Consider the following 15,952-nt stretch of genomic DNA (forward strand, 5'->3'; position numbering starts at 1 on the left):
TCCTATTCGCCTTCAAACTCAACTAAGCAAGTTGATTCTACCCCAAGGGTGGTTAACTTTTGCGATCCCGGTAAGTCTATCAAATTAATCACAAAAGCCGCATAGTTAATCTCTCCCCCTAAGCGCCGAATCAATTTTACTGCGGCTTCAGCAGTTCCACCAGTCGCTATCAGATCATCGACTAATAAAACCTTATCACCGGGTTCAATTGCATCGGTATGGATCTCTAGCGTGTCCATGCCGTATTCAAGCTCATAACTTTCACCAATCACTGCTCGGGGCAACTTTCCAGGTTTACGTACCGGAATAAAACCAACACCAAGAGCTAAGGCGAGAGGTGCGCCAAAAATAAAACCACGTGCTTCAGTACCAACCACCTTGGTGATACCCAGATCTTTAAAAGCTTGATGCCATAATTCAATGACCAGAGCAAAAGCTTTAGGATCTTCAATTAAACTCGTAACATCCCGAAATAAGATCCCCTCTTTTGGGTAATCAGGTATGGTAATAATTGCATCTTTAATATAGTCGAGGTTAATGCTGCTCATGTTATATTCCATTTATCAAAAAAAAACGCCCAAACAATGGTGGGCGCTATTTATAATTTTTAATTATCTCAATTTGACAGGATAAAGCAACGAACAGAAACCGCAAAAATTGCTGCAGTATTAGCCAAACATTTTAATTAAAGACAAACTCAATGGTAGTGTCGGTAACAACAAAGCTACCACAAAACCCAGTAAATAGAATACGTTATAACTTTCTTTAAATTGATGATCCATCAACACTTTTCCCAAAAATTAAACTCAAGCAACTTTGATCTAGATCAATTATACTCGAATCACACGCCGTTAAACACCCAAAAAAATTATGGAAATAGCTATCATCGACTCATTTACCCTTCATTAATATCTGTAGCCGTAAGGCCTATGAAACGCTAGACTGTGCGCTTTTGACTGAAGGTAAAATATGCGTGTAGTTCTCGCCCCAATGGAAGGTGTCGCTGATGCGTCAATGCGACAACTATTATCCAGTTGTGGTGGCTACGATTGGTGTGTGACCGAATTTATTCGCGTTACAAATATGCTGTTACCTGACAAAGTCTTTTATAAGTATTGTCCTGAGCTCTATGACAATGGTTACATTGACCAGCAAACGCCAGTAAGAGTTCAACTGTTAGGTCAACACCCCACTCCGATGGCAGATAATGCCTGCCGGGCGATCGAGTTAGGCTCACACGGTTTAGACCTAAACTTTGGCTGCCCCAGTAAAACGGTTACGGGAAGTTGCGGTGGTGCATCGATGTTAAAAACCCCCCAGTCAATCTATGACGTGGTACGAGCGGTCCGCCAGGCAGTGCCCACTCTACACACCATTTCGGCTAAAATTCGACTCGGTTGGGAAGATAGAAGTGACTGTTTCGACATCGTGCAAGCGGTACAAGAAGCTGGAGCCGATGAACTCACCATCCATGCTCGCAGTAAACTTGACGGTTACAAAGCGCCCGCGCACTGGCACTATATAAAACAACTCAAACAACGTTATCAAATCCCGATTATCGCCAATGGCGAAGTTTGGGACCGCGAAAGTTACTTGCAATGCCAACACCACAGTGGCTGCGATGATGTGATGATTGGGCGTGGGGCCCTCACTATTCCAAACTTAGCCAAGGTAGTACGTGGAGAAGAATCTCCCTTAAGCTGGCAGGGTGTAATCGCCTTATTGCTCCGATATTCTGAGCACCAAATCAATCACGAGAAATCTAAATACTATCAAAGCCGGGTAAAACAATGGCTGCGCTACTTAGCCGGATTTTATCCACAAGCCGATCAACTATTTAGAGATATTCGTAGCCTAAAAGAGACCCCCTCAATCATTCAAGCCATTGAAGCCCAACACAAGTATCTGTAGCACAACCAAGCCACCCAATACTGATAGAATTAATATTTATTTGTATTAGATCAACAAATAGTGAATAAATGGGGGCTTATAAGTTTATAGGCTTTAGTTTTGATTCACATCATATCTCGAGAGTCAGCCCACTGTTTATACTGCTAACTCACTTTATTATTTGGGGTTAACCGTGGAAACTAGAGATTATCAGCTGCAATTATTACAGCAACTTGAGCAGTTAAAGTCTGAAATAATCTCATTTTTAACTGCCTCAGAAAAATCCAGCATGAAATTAACTGCAGACAAGTTGCAAGCAATGAGTAATGAGCAGTTGATCGATCAGGCCTTAAAGCTTCAATACACCGAACTAAATAATCAATTGAAGCAATTAAAAAGAGTAGATGCTGCTTTGTGCCAAATTGACCTAGGCCTTTATGGTTTATGCAGTGATTGTGAAGAAGTCATCGAGCAAGAACGTTTGGATAACGACCCAAGTACCCAGCGTTGTCAATGTTGCAGTGATAAACACCGACTATCAAGAAGACACCAATGCTTAGCGCTATAAGTACGAAAAGTGTCGCTTACTGAGCGTCAGCACCACTTAAACAAACAATCCGAAATATTGATTATTATTTCGGATTGTTTATGTCCTAATTTATAGTCCGCACTCCAGAAAGCCCTCATTTCAAAACAACCTATTTATCATTTCGTTTATCTTCATCCAACAACAAAAATGCCGCTCAACACTGTGAACGGCAGGGTTTAGTCCCGAGAAACTAAAGCGCTCGCGGATTGCTTAGAAATTTAAAAATTGTAACGAACACCCGCAGCTAAGCGGTTGTCATCAGTCACTGCACCAGACACTGATTTAGAGCTACTGTCCTGATACTCGGTGTACAACAAGATGTCGTTCCAATCATACATGGCACCCACTAAACCAGTTTTTAATTCAGCAGCTGAATGTTTATCTTCCTGGTAGTTCCAGCCAGTGTATAGCTGTAAGCCCATGTCGAGAGTGTACATGAATACACCTTCATGGCCGTTTGCTTTATCCGATACACCATCAGCTGCGGTAAATTCAATATTGTTTTTAAATTCACCGTAAGTCACCGCCGCATAGATAGGACCTTGATTGTAACTAGCCGCAAATACCGCAAGTTTGATGTCACCGTCGTTGTTTACCGCAACTTTCTCAGCATCGGTGCGGTTCATTTGGTGATAAGTTGCCGCTAAATTCAAACCAAAATCAAAGTCATAAGATAGTGCAGCAGAATAGCTGTCTTTACGGCCTTCTGTTTCATCAGCAAATTGGTATTGAGCGCTAAGGTTTATGTTGTTGAAGCTGCCATTGTATTGCAAAGCATCGTTGGCACGACCAGTACCCGTTTCACCAGATTCACCATCGTATAAACTCATGGCTGAGCCACCGTAGACCCAAAATACATCAGTTGCGGCCGCCACCGTCGAATAAGTCGACCATTGCTTACCATAAGAAACTGAACCGTAGTCCTGATGATCAAAGGCGATAAAACCTAAGCGATTGTAAAATGGTGCATCACTATCGCCATTTGGTGTATTCATACCATATTCTAGAGTCGCTCGTGCAGCAAAGCCATGGCTTAATTGACGAGAGAAGTTAAGGTTTATCCGTGAAGAATTATCTTCTGAACGCAGATCACGCTCACCGTCTTTATTGGCTGACTCAAGCATCAAGTTGATTCGACCACCAACCGAGAATGCATTCTCACCGTCGTTGTAAAGCTCTTGTGCGGTCGTTGTACCCGCGGTGAATAAAGCTGGAATAGCGATAGCTAAAATTGTTTTTTTCATTGTTCCACTGCCTATTAAAGATGAATTATTAGCCTCTTCCATGACCCATTCTTACATCCTACGAATGGTATCCCTGAGCAGTGAAGTCCATCTCACGAGCGATATATTCACCTATAAACAGAATAAATTCAATATATTTACAATATAAATTGAACTTTTTAAAAATTAAAAACCAATAAATAAAATAAATATGATATTTAAATCTAAAGCATTGTGAATACCTAAAAACCATATAAATAACAACATTCATCCATCGGTTGAAGGCTTACAAAAATCAATCCATCGATGGCCTCATCATCCGGTGATGAAAAACGCCAAGCCCAAGCTATCTTCAAACCTTGGAGCCCATTAGCGCTTTGTGTTCAATTTTTATTTAACATGAAATATTATCCATCACAGCTGGAGATATGCGCTGAGTGAAACCCGCGAACCACAATCAAACAATGATTAAGTACTGTACTAAAGGAGAAAAACGATTAAATCCAGCGACTTCGACTGTGTTTTTTAGTTCTCTAGTGAGGCTTGCTTCGGCTTGAAAGCGTGAGTCGAGCACTGATTCACCGAACAACCACAACGGGCAACAGCAACGGGCAACAGCCTAACAAGCTCAGCATTATAGAAATAGCGAGAAGATAAAAGATAAAAGATAGAAGGTAGAAGGTAGAAGGTAGAAGGTAGAAGGTAGAAGGTAGAAATAGTCCAGCAACAGGACAAGAGAAACAAATACAAAAAAGCCCGCCGAAGCGAGCTTTTCATCAGGACTAAACACTCAAGGTGTTTAAGACACTAACACAACTTAGAAGTTGTATTGAACAGCAATAGTCCAAAGATCTTCTTTGCCGTCAATTGAATCAGCTTTGTATTCTGCCCAAGTTTTCATGTTGCTGTTAAATGAGTATTGAACACCTAAAGTGAACTCATCAACAGTATCGCCTTGAGCGCTGATGCTGCCTTTAGCTTCTTGCGCAGTGTAACCACCAAACAATTTAACTGCATCGATGTCGTAAGTTGCAACTAAATCATAACCTTGAAGTTTAGCACCTTCTAGATCAGTCGCTGCGTATACAGCACCCAAGTAAAGGTCATTCAAAGTGTAAGCAGCAGATAATGCGTAGTTTTCTTTGTCAGCATTAGCAAACTTCTCTTTATGGTAACCACCATAAACAGCTAGACCAAGATCGGCAAAGTTGTAACCAATAGTAGTTGCGTAAGATGAATCAAGCTTAGCGGCAGTAGTCACTTCATTTGAGTTATTTGGAGTACCTAGATCAACAGTAAATGCGTCATCTTTAAATTGGTAAGAAGCACCAACGTAAAAACCACCAAATTCGCCGTTATAAATGATTTGACCTTCTTGACGGCCGTCTTCAACATAGTTAAATGCACTGTAACCGTATGAGTTCCATACGTCAGTTGCTTCTACTGATTTGTAGAAAGCGGTATCGGTTTGACCAAATACAACAGTACCTGCATCATCAAAATCAAAACCAGCGTAAAGGTGGCGAGCTTTGAATTTAGAATCATCAGAATTTTCAGCAGCAATTTGCCATTCGCCTTTCGCTACACCAGCAATACCAGGAGCAATTTCAGAACGAGCATTAAAGCCCATACGAGCGGAACCTACACCATTGGTATCTGTGCCATCAAGCAAATTGTCATTTGCGTCTTTATTTTGCTCGTCTCTAATATCGAACTGCATGCGACCATATACGTCAGCAGATACGCCGTCTGCATCATATACGTTTGCAGCTTGTGCTGAAGCTGCAAATAAAGCTGGTATTGCTACAGCTAGAATAGTTTTTTTCATTTTCCTGTGCCTTCTTTAATTAATTAAACACTTATTCCTTAAATTCCCTGTGCGGCAGTGGTTTAGCACTGCACGAGCAATACATTAGCAAGCTGAAATTTTTTTGCAATAAAAAATTGAACTTTTATAAAATCGTGTAAATCGCTGTATCTACAACGATTTAAAGTGGTTAAACTGAATTATGGCGCGATATTCACCAATAAAATTGATAAAAGTGTGATCTATGCAACTTAGTGCTAAGATTGAATTTTTACCCCATTTGCAGCATTTTATGCCATACAGGGGATAAACTTGCGAACAAGCCTAGACAAAGCACTCCAATTTAAGTGGTTCACAACATTGAGATCTTCATGTTATCGGAAAAAAACAAACAAAAAATCCGCCTTTGGTATCGCACGCTTCAGGAGCAAAATTCAAATTTTGTGCCTAGAGCTGCACAAACTGCTTTGATTGCACAAATTTCCAAAACAATTGCTGGAGATATCAATCGCCACTCGCGGATCCTATTAGCAGAGGCGGGAACCGGAACCGGTAAATCGTTGGCTTATCTATTAGCGGCAATCCCTCTGGCCAAGGCCCTCAATAAAAAAATTGTAATCTCCACCGCAACGGTGGCCCTACAACAACAACTCCTCGACAGCGATTTACCTTTAGTGCACCGCGCTGCCCACGGTGAGTTTCAATTCTGTTTAGCCAAGGGACGGCAACGTTATTGCTGTGCACATAAACTGGTTGCCGCCCTCGCCCCAGAACAAGGCTTAAGTGCTAAACACATAGAACTTTGCAAACAACTGGCAGTGGCCCTGCAACAAGGTAAATGGGATGGCGACCGCGATACTTGGCCAAAGCCAATACCGTGGCAATTATGGCAACATGTGGTGGTCGATGGCTTAAGTTGCTCGGTACAATCGGCTCGCCACCGGAGTTGCCCCTTTCATAAGGCCCGTAAAGGCCTTAAAAAGGCCGATGTGATTATCAGCAATCACAGCTTATTACTCGCCGATTTACATGCCGGCAGCGGTCATATTTTGCCACCCGCAGAAGATTGCATCTATATATTAGATGAAGCTCATCAATTTCCAGAGATAGCCAGAGAATCCAGTGCCAACCATATTGCTTTAACGCAAGCCCTCAAGGAGTTAGCGGCCATTCAGCTGTTAGATAAAGAATTGTCGGCGCAACTAGACGCTTCTGCAATTGCCGCGACCAGCCTACAAGTCAGAGAAGCCTGCGCCGAGTTACAGCGCTGCTTCAATCAATTCAAAGACTTTGCAACCAGCAATCGAAGTCTATTCGACCCCAGCGGTCATTGGCGTTTCCCACTAGAGCAAACCCCCAGTGCGGTAAGTAATTTGGCAAAGAACTATCATCGCCAAGCCACCAAGCTCAATAACAATCTGCAATCCTATGCAGGGGTGATCCAGGAAAGCGTCGACAATAATCAACTCAAGTCTTCACTGGCCGAGGCTTTATTAAGCCGACTCAGCGTATTTCAGTACCTGACTGAATCTTGGGTTGATACCTTATATAGCTATGCCAATGACAACCAGCAAAAAAATTATGCATTCTGGTTCAGCCTTCAAGACAAGGAAAGCTATGTTTGCTGCTCGCCAATCGAAGTCGGGGGCTTACTGCAACAACTGCTGTGGCAAGATGCATTCTCGGTTATCGCGGTCTCTGCAACCTTAAGTGCCCTAGGCAAGTTTTCTTATTTCTTACAGCAAGTAGGGCTACAAAAACTCAAGGCCGAACAACTGATCAAACTCCCCTCTCCCTTTAATTACCAACAAGTCTCATTGTCGGTTCCCAATGACGTGAGCGATCCTGACTCACCCAGTTTTGCCGCAGACGTTGCCCGTTACATCATCCGGGCCCAACAGCATCAAGGCGGCATTTTGGTGCTATGTAACTCTTATCGACTAGTTTCATTGGTCGCAGAACAACTCGAGTCGGCAAAGATTGAGCACTTGTGGACCCAAGGAGAGTTGAGCAATCACCAATTGTTAGCCAAGCATCGCGCTTGTCGCAATAAACAACAAACCAGTACCATACTCGCGACCATCGGCTTTAGTGAAGGGATCGATTTACCCGGAGAGTTACTCACCGATTTAATTATTGCCCGCTTGCCCTTTGCCGTCCCCACTGATCCGGTAATGGCTAGCCATGCAGAATTATTAGAAAGTCGCAATCAAAATCCCTTTATGCAGCTCACCTTACCCAGTGCCAGTCGAAAGCTGATACAAAGCTGTGGAAGATTAATGAGAAAAGAAAGTGATTCAGGTAGAATCACGCTGCTTGATAGTCGGCTCAGTGCTCGCCGCTATGGTAGCCAATTGCTGGCTGCTTTACCTCCATATAATAGAAGTGATAGTTAATGTTAGAATTGGGACTCGACTCCTCTGTTTTAATCCTCATCGTTGGTATCGGTTTAACTGCCGGATTCATCGACGCAATTGCTGGCGGTGGTGGCCTACTCACCATTCCGGCACTGCTCAGTATCGGCTTACCACCACATATTGCACTGGGGACCAATAAACTTGCCGCCAGCTTTGGCTCCAGTACCGCAGCATGGACCTTTTATCGAAAACAACTCTTTAATCCGCTATTTTGGTTTTATAGCTTTGTCGCCACCGCGCTTGGTGCCTTCGCGGGTACCATGGTAGTCGATTTCATTAGTACCGATTGGCTCGAGAAATTATTACCCTTGGTGATCATGGCCACCGCCGTTTATACCGTGTTGAATCGTCAACAAGCGGATGGCCAAGCGGTGTTGCCGCCGATGAATAAGAAGTTGAAACAGCAAATGAGTGTTCAAGGCCTGAGTCTTGGTTTTTATGATGGCGTTGCAGGACCTGGCACAGGCGCATTTTGGACGGTCTCTTCAATGGCCTTATATAAAATGAACATCTTGCTGTCTTCTGGTTTGGCTAAAGCGATGAACTTCACCAGTAATTTTGTATCCTTTTTAACTTTTGTTTATCTGGGGCATGTCAACTGGCTGATAGGTCTGGCGATGGGTTTCAGTATTATGCTCGGCGCGGTCGCAGGGGCTCATTCGGCAATTCATTTCGGTGCCAAGTTCATACGTCCAGTATTTGTCACGGTGGTGATGGTGATCGCAGGAAAACTCGCATGGCAAGCATGGTTCAGCTAGAGCTGCAACGCTTAGCTGACAAATTAAGACAACTCAAACAACAAGCGGAGCATCGTGATTTACAAGGCGATCGCAGCGCTTATGCAAAAATGGCAGTTCTAGATGAACGCTTTAGTTGTCGCAGTGACTTATTTTTTGACTACGTGTTGGAGTTGGAAAACGACTTGTCACGTATCGCACGTCTGAGCGACATCAGTCAAGATGTAGAACTCATCAAACTATACTGCGATCGCTTTATTGGTAAATTTGCGATGTTGCAGAGTCAAATGAACAAGGCTTTAGCGCTGCAACAACGCCAACGAGCACCACAGCAACAAAAAGTTCTTTCCTGGCAAAATAAGCTGGATAAAATAATTCGTTCTGGTGATCGCTCGCAACTTCAAGAAAAATTGCTGCAACAAAAACAATTCGAGCAACAATTGGAGTATAAAATTGCCGAAAAAAGCCAACGACTTAATCGTAGCAATCCACAGACAGATACTGCTAGACTAAGCGCCGAGATCCTCAACCTAAAGAGTCGCTTAGGTGAGTGTCAGAAAACAACTTGGAAACTAGAACAAAAGATTAATCAAATTAAGTAAGCTGAACTAATCATAAGCAATATTGCTTACTCAGCTTAAATAGAATCACACTTTAAGGAGTAATTCATGCGATTCTTAGTAAAGGCGGTAACATTAACATGTGCTTGTTTGGCAAGTTGGAGTGCGTTGGCTGCCAGTTTTTCTACGCCAAATCATTTTGAACTAATGTATGTCGATAAAAAGCCGGTTCGCGCCTTGAGTTTAAACAAAAGCAACGTCGAACTGCCGACAGGCCAACATCAAGTTGTGGTTCGTTATAGCGACAATATAGGCTCTAACAATAATTCAGAACTCGTTAAGTCTAGCCCTATCGTCATCAATATTGAGCTTAAAAATGGTCAAGAGATCTTCTTAGAGTCGAAGCAACCCAATACCCTAAGTCGCGCCAAAAGCTTCGCTAAAAAACCGCAATTCACTTTAAAAGATCAACATGGCGGCACCGTCAACGCAAGCCATTACATTTTACCTAAAAAATCAGGGCTACAGCTTTCACGTAACTATTTAAATGAAATTGCCGCTATCGAGGCCGAGCAAGCGAAGGCAAATCCAGTCGCGGCAAGTACTATTGCAGTAGCGGAGACCACAACCCGTGCAGCAACGCCAGCGCCAGCTGCCAAACCAGTCGTGATGAATAGTGCAACCGGCACTGCAGTAACAGTGGCAACAACAAGCGCAGCAACAGCAGCAGTCACTATACCAAGTAACACAGACGCAACCGATAACACCGAATTACAAATGCTACAGTTCTGGTATCAGCGTGCAGATGCTACCACCCGTAAACAATTTCAAATTTGGGTTATCCAACAACAATAATTTGTGCATGGGTTTGGATGGATAATGCTGTTCATCCATCCAAACCTTGTTACAACGCCTTGGAATCTGGAATCGCAATGTCTCTAAATCAGGCCCCCAAACATATCCAACTCGCAGTCGATCTAATTCAACTGCTCGAACAACATAACCTTGAAGCGCAAACTGTCCTAGATGCCTTGGAAATTGTTAACCAAGATTACCAACGCAAGCTAAAACAAACTGCAGCTCAGTTCAGCAATTCGATAGATATCGAAGCTTAAAAACGCAGTACCACCCTGCTAACTCACCTCTATCTGTTAAATTAAATTTGGCCACAAACCACCAAGCAAACTAAAACGCCTCTAAATAGATATCATATTGATGACAAGACTGTGATCAGTCGATGAAAATCGATGGATCCTCATACAAATATAAACATTTTTAGTTAATAACTAACGAGCTGTACAAAAATAATTAAAAAAAACCGTGAACCATACTGAACTTTTTCAAGTTTCAGGGATAAGATTGGCGTGAGAGCGATATAAGCCACATTCGGTAATTCACATACAGTGAACAAGGAACTACCTCAATGAAAAAATTTGGATTAATAGCTGCAACATTGCTTGCAGCAGCATCCTTCTCAGCCAACGCTGCAGAAGTTCAAGATGATGTACACGCTAACGACTATAATTGGATGCAGTTCAACTTGATGCATACTCTAGATCAAAGACCTTATAGTGGTTCAGACTACCAAGATACCTACCTAGAAATGGAGTTTGGTGGACGTTCTGGCTTATGGGATGTTTATGGCTATGTCGATGTCTTCGATATTCTCGACAGTGGCAGCAGTAATAAACACTTAAACGCTTCTGGACATAAACAAGGTGGCATGTTCATGAAGTTTGCCCCTCGCCTATCTTTAGATGCACTTACCGGTAAAGATCTATCCTTCGGTCCAGTTCAAGAACTCTACATCGCCACGCTAAATAACTTTGGTGACCAACAGCAAGAACACTTCATCGGCCTTGGCTCTGACGTGAACGTGCCTTGGTTGGGTAAAACTGGCATGAACTTGTATGCTCGTTACAGTGCGAAAAACTTTGGCAATGACGATGAAGGTTCATTCAACGGTTACCAATTCTCGATGAACTGGTTCAAACCTTTGTACTTCTTCGACAATAAGAGCTTTATCTCTTACCAAGGTTACTGGGACCACCTATTTGGCGCCAGTGACTACTCAGACCAATTTGGCCGTACCAGCTCTGGTGGTAACCTGTTCCAAGGTATCTACTGGCACTCAGACCGCTTTGCAGTGGGTTACGGTCTAAAATACTTCTATGATGTGTATGGATTTGAAGATGGTGGATTTATGGATTCAACCGGCTTCGGTCACTACTTCTCAGTGACTTACAAAATCTAAACTGAGTCTCTCACGTACTTTCAAAGCCTGGCCTCGCCAGGCTTTTTTATTCCAACACTGATAAACTAACCACAGCCGGTTACGGTAATACCAATTGCGTGTGGCTGCCACTGGCAGTTTTTAAGACATCAATCCGAGTCGCGATCTGTTCTTTCATTTCAGCTACATGGGAAATCACCCCCACCATGCGACCAGCACTCTGTAAATCCACCAAGGTGCGAATGGCCAGATCTAAGGATTCTTGATCGAGGCTACCAAAACCCTCGTCGATAAATAAGGTATCCAGCTTAATGCCTCCAGCGTAGGCCTGCACCACATCCGACAAACCAAGCGCCATCGCCAATGCAGCCATAAAACTCTCCCCACCACTCAAGGTCGCAACCGATCGCAGCTTTGAGCTATAACTATCTTCCACTTCCAGCTCTAAACCCGAGGCTTTGTTCCCTTTGGCGCGCTGCGCTTTGCGGATCAACTGATAGCGCCCCTTACTCATCAGTTGCAAACGCTGGCTCGCTTGCAGCAATACATCATCGAGCAATACGCTCAAAACAAAGCGCTGTAAACTGATTTTATTACCGGTATTGCCATTGGCCACGTCAGCCAAGGTGCCAATCACCTGATATTGTTGCTGCAATTCTTCGGCTTTTCTATCGGCGTCCAGTAATTTGTGTTGTACCGCCAATAATTCCTGTTGACGGCTATTCAGTCGGTTCCATAGCGCGTCCCGTTCGCTACGCTGCTCCGCTAAAGTGTTCAGCTGTTGTTGCAACAGCGTCAAGTCTTCGGTTTTTTTCCCTTTGAGCTTACTCTTTAGCTGCTCAAACTTAGCCTGTTCACTGGTGAAGTGAGTGCTAAAATGCTCTACAACTTGTTTTAAGTTGGCAATTTCACCATCACTGATCAAAGCCTGATTATAAGCATTCTCATTGGTAAAACAGGACTCAGCTAAACGCTGACTAAATAGCTGCTGCGCCTCCAATAAGCCTTGCTGAGCAAGTTTCAGCGCTTGCTGGGCGGCTTCCGCTGCCGACTGTTTTGCCGAGTAATCCTCACGGGCCTGAGCATGACGCTGAGTAAGCTGTTTGATATTTTGCTGTAGCTTACTGACTTTATCGCCCTGTAATTGCAGCGCCTGCTCTAATAACTGCGCCTCACAATATTGCTTAGGCAGCGCTTGTTGCGCCTGCTCACATTGACCACTCAAGATGTCCTGCTGACTTTTCTGCTGTTGGTAAGACTCGCGTGCCAGTTCAATCTGTTGCTGTAATTGTTGTTCCTCGAGTTGTAATTGATCCAACTGAGTTTGTAAGGCTTGCACCTGCTGTTGCGCTTGTTCAGCCAAGCTTAAGTCCTGCTGGGTTTGCTGGAGCAAAACTTGCGCCTGCTCCAGCGTCATCTTGGCCGCGTCCCCTAAACCCTGTTCTAAAGAAGCTTGCTGAGTCCGCCATTCATTGAGCTGTACCGTCAACGTCTTGTGCTGATGGCGGGCTTCTTGTAAACGTTGATTAGCCTGTTGTTCAGCTTCTCTCGCCAACTCTAAGTCACGCTCTGTTGGCAGCATTTCGCTACTGCGAGCCAAATGAGGGTGCTCGATACTGCCACACACTGGACAAGCTTGTCCCTGCTGTAAGCTTTGAGCAATAATCGCTGCCTGCCCCTGATGCCAGCTCAGCTGAATTTGCTGAGCCTGCTGCAACGCAGCCTGATGAGCATCCGCAAGTTTTTTACCACGAAGTAAGGAAGCCTCCAGTTGCTGCTGAGTTTCTATCAACTTACCGTTGAGCTCAGCTAAAGCCTGACATTGACTAAAGCTCTGCTCTACAAGATGCAGCTGTTTTTGGCAGCTTAGCTGCCGTTGCGCTTGCTGCTGGGCCGAAGTGAGTTGTTGCTGTATCGCTGATTTACTATTTTCTAGTGTACTCAGCTTTGCTTTTAAACCTTTGCCCTGTAACTCTTGTTCGTTTAAACGGCGCTTTGCCTCACCCAGCTCACGCTCTATTTGCTGCTGCTTTTGCAACAGCGGCTTAAAACTTTCCAGTAACCGAAGTTGCTCTTGGCTGGCACTAAGTTGCTGCTCTTTCTCCGCCACTTGTTGGAAATCTTGCTCCGCGAGTGTCAGGGCTTGTTTAGCTTCGGCAAAAGCAGTTTGGCTTTGGCTTTGGGCCAAACTGGCATTTTTAGCGTCATTAAAGCGCTTTGCCTTCGCTTGATCGGCTGGCTCTAAACGCTGAGCCGCTAAAGCCTGCTCTAATTCCAATTGTTGTTTTTGGATCCCCGCTTGCTGTTTTTTCAGCGCGCCAACACTCACCTTGAGTTTTTCTAACTCGGTAAATTCACTGGCCACCAGGTTAGCCGATTCAAACTGTTTATTTGCGATGTCATAGGCTTCACTGGCCTTTAACTGCGCTTGCTTGGCTGCTTCCAACTGCGGGCCAAGTTGGCTAATTTGTTCTGCTAATGCACTTTCTTCGCTCAACTCGGCGCCTTGTAAAATTCCCTCGCGGACATTTTTTTGCTCCAACGCCGTAGCACGGATCGTCGCTGCTTTTACTTTTAAACGCTCTTCTATTCGCCGATAGATGTGAGTTTGGAACAATTGGCTGAAGATCTTCTCGCGTTCTTTGGAATCTGCCATCAACAATTGGCGAAATTTACCCTGCGGTAAAACCATCACCTGACGAAATTGGTCTGCATCTAAACCAGTTAAACGTTCAATTTCGGCATTCGCTTCGGAGACTTTGGCTGCCACCATCAATGAAGACTCTCCCGCGAGGTCAAATTGGTATAACTGCGCCTCCGGTTTTTGCTGCGTATAACCATCCCCGGATTTTTTCAGCCGCGGCTGCTCTGGCACCCGACGGATCCGATAGCGTTTAGTTCCCAATTCAAATTCAAATGTAACTTCGGTCAATAAGGCTTCGTCACTGATATCACAACGCATTTGACCGCCTTCTCGCTCATCCCCGGTGGTTTTGCCATAGAGCGCAAAACAAATCGCATCCAGAATGGTCGTTTTCCCCGCCCCCGTCGGCCCATTGAGTAGAAATAGCGGGTTGCTACCAAGTTGGCTGAAATCGATATTCTCACAAGTGGAAAATGGCCCAAAGGCGCTCATGCTCAGGTGAATGGGTCGCATTATGCTGGCTCTCCGCGGTGTAGCTGCTCAATAGTCTGCTGTACAAACAGCTGCTGAGCCTCGCTTAAAGGCTCGCCCGAGACCTGCTCAAAAAAATCGCTGAACATGGCATATTCGCCTTTTTTGATGTGATCGCGCTGCAGTTCTAAATGCGGCTGCTGCGCCATTAAGCCGCTGCGCTCCAAATGCAACACGTTGGGGTAAACCGCACGCAGTTTGCCCATAGCATCCAAAATAGCCGACTTGTCGAGCAGCCGAATCATCAGGTAATCGTCGGCATGCGGGTCACTTAAACCCGCGGCTAATAACTCGCTAAAAAAGCCCTCGATCACCCGTACATTACGCAGGGGTTTAAGCGGCAACAACGTGACCTGCGGCCCTTGTGGAGTCAATTCAACCAAGCTAAGCGACTTGTTTTGATGCTGTTCGCTAAAAGAATACTTTAACAAAGAGCCAGAATAGCGGATATGTTCAGCCCCCTTATATTGCGGCCCATGCAGATGCCCAAGCGCGCTATAAGCAAAATCTGCGAAAAGTGATGGCGAAATCTTATCGGCACCGCCCATGCTGAGAGGCCGTTCAGAATCAGACTCGTCACCACCATCCAAAAAGCAATGCGCCACCACCACTTTGGCTAAACCGCCACTGTCATGTTGCTTCACTTGCTCCACTAACACCGCCATCGCTTCTTGATGGGTACTCACTTCACAATCAAAGACTTGCCTGACCATCGCAGGCTCTGCATAAGGCAAACCGTAAAACATCGCCGACTCGCCATTTTTCGCGCCAATTTTAATAGCTTGCAGCTCCCGACTTAATGGGCCTACAATATACAGACCACTGGCTTGCATTTGTCGAGCAGCAAAGGCGAGACGCTGCGCGCCGTCATGATTGCCGGCAATCATGATCACCGGAATAGCCAATTGCTTCACCAATCGGTCTAAGACCTCATCGAGCACTGTAACAGCTTGGCTCGGCGGTACTGAACGGTCGAACACATCACCTGCGACCACCAAAGCATCCACCTCATGTTGTTTGGCGAATTGAATCACTTGCTCCAAGACAAAGACTTGGTCCTCTAACAAAGAGTGATTGTGTAACTGTCGACCTAAATGCCAATCGGAAGTATGCAGAAACTTCATGAAATGCCTGTGCGTTAACGAAATGAAATATCAAGAATTTGCGAATTATTTGCGCGCCTCATTATCGCCAAGCAAAGCCTCTAAATCAACGAAAGCTCGGGCTTTAACGACCGCAATTGTACAAAGCTGTCAATTTTTCCTTTCGCAAAACTCGCCTCAAGCGACTGTCTCTGGCAACATAGCAACACAAACCTGAT

13 protein-coding genes are annotated in these 15,952 nt (G+C 44.6%); 8 read left to right on the top strand and 5 right to left on the bottom strand.

Translation table 11 applies throughout. From position 1 onward, the window contains the following. Positions 1 to 2: 2 nt before the first annotated feature. On the bottom strand, positions 3 to 548 hold the full coding sequence (gene apt, locus ACRRSY_RS13070; protein WP_432452777.1) for an adenine phosphoribosyltransferase: 546 nt from the start codon (positions 546 to 548) through the stop codon (positions 3 to 5). 421 nt (positions 549 to 969) lie between these two features. On the opposite strand from apt, the gene ACRRSY_RS13075 reads away from it, so the two are divergent. Further along, positions 970 to 1,911, top strand: a complete 942-nt coding sequence (locus ACRRSY_RS13075) for a tRNA-dihydrouridine synthase (protein WP_432463358.1) — start codon at positions 970 to 972, stop codon at positions 1,909 to 1,911. A 172-nt stretch (positions 1,912 to 2,083) separates the two neighbouring features. Further along, positions 2,084 to 2,458, top strand: coding sequence for a TraR/DksA family transcriptional regulator (locus ACRRSY_RS13080; RefSeq protein ID WP_432452775.1), 375 nt, complete (start codon positions 2,084 to 2,086; stop codon positions 2,456 to 2,458). A 239-nt stretch (positions 2,459 to 2,697) separates the two neighbouring features. Here the strand turns inward: ACRRSY_RS13080 and ACRRSY_RS13085 are convergent, their stop codons facing one another. Both ACRRSY_RS13085 and ACRRSY_RS13090 read right to left on the bottom strand, forming a co-directional pair. Then, positions 2,698 to 3,723 (bottom strand): porin, encoded by a 1,026-nt coding sequence (locus tag ACRRSY_RS13085; protein WP_432463359.1) that lies wholly within the window; start codon positions 3,721 to 3,723, stop codon positions 2,698 to 2,700. Between the two features lie 796 nt (positions 3,724 to 4,519). Next, positions 4,520 to 5,530: a porin gene (locus ACRRSY_RS13090; protein WP_432463360.1), complete on the bottom strand. Its 1,011-nt coding sequence runs from the start codon at positions 5,528 to 5,530 to the stop codon at positions 4,520 to 4,522. A 350-nt stretch (positions 5,531 to 5,880) separates the two neighbouring features. Between ACRRSY_RS13090 and dinG the strand changes: the two genes are divergently transcribed. The 6 genes from dinG to ACRRSY_RS13120 all read left to right on the top strand — a co-directional run bounded on the left by dinG (position 5,881) and on the right by ACRRSY_RS13120 (position 11,477). Beyond that, a complete protein-coding gene (gene dinG, locus ACRRSY_RS13095; RefSeq protein WP_432463361.1) occupies positions 5,881 to 7,905 on the top strand; it encodes an ATP-dependent DNA helicase DinG in 2,025 nt (674 codons plus the stop codon). Then, the gene (locus tag ACRRSY_RS13100) at positions 7,905 to 8,684 is read left to right on the top strand and encodes a TSUP family transporter (protein ID WP_432452771.1); all 780 of its coding nucleotides are present in this window, start codon (positions 7,905 to 7,907) and stop codon (positions 8,682 to 8,684) included. Before dinG ends, ACRRSY_RS13100 begins: the two co-directional genes overlap by 1 nt. Then, a complete protein-coding gene (gene priC, locus ACRRSY_RS13105) occupies positions 8,663 to 9,265 on the top strand; it encodes a primosomal replication protein PriC (RefSeq protein ID WP_432463362.1) in 603 nt (200 codons plus the stop codon). The genes ACRRSY_RS13100 and priC overlap by 22 nt, the downstream gene beginning before the upstream one ends. Before the next feature lie 66 nt (positions 9,266 to 9,331). After that, the gene (locus ACRRSY_RS13110; RefSeq protein ID WP_432463363.1) at positions 9,332 to 10,078 is read left to right on the top strand and encodes a YccT family protein; all 747 of its coding nucleotides are present in this window, start codon (positions 9,332 to 9,334) and stop codon (positions 10,076 to 10,078) included. 77 nt (positions 10,079 to 10,155) lie between these two features. Beyond that, positions 10,156 to 10,338, top strand: coding sequence for a pleiotropic regulatory protein RsmS (gene rsmS, locus ACRRSY_RS13115; RefSeq protein ID WP_432452768.1), 183 nt, complete (start codon positions 10,156 to 10,158; stop codon positions 10,336 to 10,338). Between the two features lie 308 nt (positions 10,339 to 10,646). Further along, positions 10,647 to 11,477: an outer membrane protein OmpK gene (locus ACRRSY_RS13120; RefSeq protein WP_432459557.1), complete on the top strand. Its 831-nt coding sequence runs from the start codon at positions 10,647 to 10,649 to the stop codon at positions 11,475 to 11,477. A gap of 79 nt (positions 11,478 to 11,556) precedes the next feature. Here the strand turns inward: ACRRSY_RS13120 and ACRRSY_RS13125 are convergent, their stop codons facing one another. Together ACRRSY_RS13125 and ACRRSY_RS13130 are read right to left on the bottom strand one after the other, a co-directional pair. Then, a complete protein-coding gene (locus tag ACRRSY_RS13125; protein WP_432463364.1) occupies positions 11,557 to 14,613 on the bottom strand; it encodes an SbcC/MukB-like Walker B domain-containing protein in 3,057 nt (1,018 codons plus the stop codon). After that, on the bottom strand, positions 14,613 to 15,755 hold the full coding sequence (locus tag ACRRSY_RS13130; protein WP_432463365.1) for an exonuclease SbcCD subunit D: 1,143 nt from the start codon (positions 15,753 to 15,755) through the stop codon (positions 14,613 to 14,615). Before ACRRSY_RS13130 ends, ACRRSY_RS13125 begins: the two co-directional genes overlap by 1 nt. Positions 15,756 to 15,952 lie beyond the last annotated feature (197 nt).

The sequence above is a fragment of the Agarivorans sp. QJM3NY_33 genome (assembly GCF_050870865.2).
Classification (GTDB): domain Bacteria; phylum Pseudomonadota; class Gammaproteobacteria; order Enterobacterales; family Celerinatantimonadaceae; genus Agarivorans.

What these genes read in the sequence shown, in the direction of transcription:
- apt (WP_432452777.1), bottom strand. Translation starts at nt 548, where the DNA reads ATGAGCAGCATTAACCTCGACTATATTAAAGATGCAATTATTACCATA.
- ACRRSY_RS13075 (WP_432463358.1), top strand. Translation starts at nt 970, where the DNA reads ATGCGTGTAGTTCTCGCCCCAATGGAAGGTGTCGCTGATGCGTCAATG.
- ACRRSY_RS13085 (WP_432463359.1), bottom strand. Translation starts at nt 3,723, where the DNA reads ATGAAAAAAACAATTTTAGCTATCGCTATTCCAGCTTTATTCACCGCG.
- ACRRSY_RS13090 (WP_432463360.1), bottom strand. Translation starts at nt 5,530, where the DNA reads ATGAAAAAAACTATTCTAGCTGTAGCAATACCAGCTTTATTTGCAGCT.
- dinG (WP_432463361.1), top strand. Translation starts at nt 5,881, where the DNA reads ATGTTATCGGAAAAAAACAAACAAAAAATCCGCCTTTGGTATCGCACG.
- ACRRSY_RS13100 (WP_432452771.1), top strand. Translation starts at nt 7,905, where the DNA reads ATGTTAGAATTGGGACTCGACTCCTCTGTTTTAATCCTCATCGTTGGT.
- priC (WP_432463362.1), top strand. Translation starts at nt 8,663, where the DNA reads ATGGCAAGCATGGTTCAGCTAGAGCTGCAACGCTTAGCTGACAAATTA.
- ACRRSY_RS13110 (WP_432463363.1), top strand. Translation starts at nt 9,332, where the DNA reads ATGCGATTCTTAGTAAAGGCGGTAACATTAACATGTGCTTGTTTGGCA.
- rsmS (WP_432452768.1), top strand. Translation starts at nt 10,156, where the DNA reads ATGTCTCTAAATCAGGCCCCCAAACATATCCAACTCGCAGTCGATCTA.
- ACRRSY_RS13120 (WP_432459557.1), top strand. Translation starts at nt 10,647, where the DNA reads ATGAAAAAATTTGGATTAATAGCTGCAACATTGCTTGCAGCAGCATCC.
- ACRRSY_RS13125 (WP_432463364.1), bottom strand. Translation starts at nt 14,613, where the DNA reads ATGCGACCCATTCACCTGAGCATGAGCGCCTTTGGGCCATTTTCCACT.
- ACRRSY_RS13130 (WP_432463365.1), bottom strand. Translation starts at nt 15,755, where the DNA reads ATGAAGTTTCTGCATACTTCCGATTGGCATTTAGGTCGACAGTTACAC.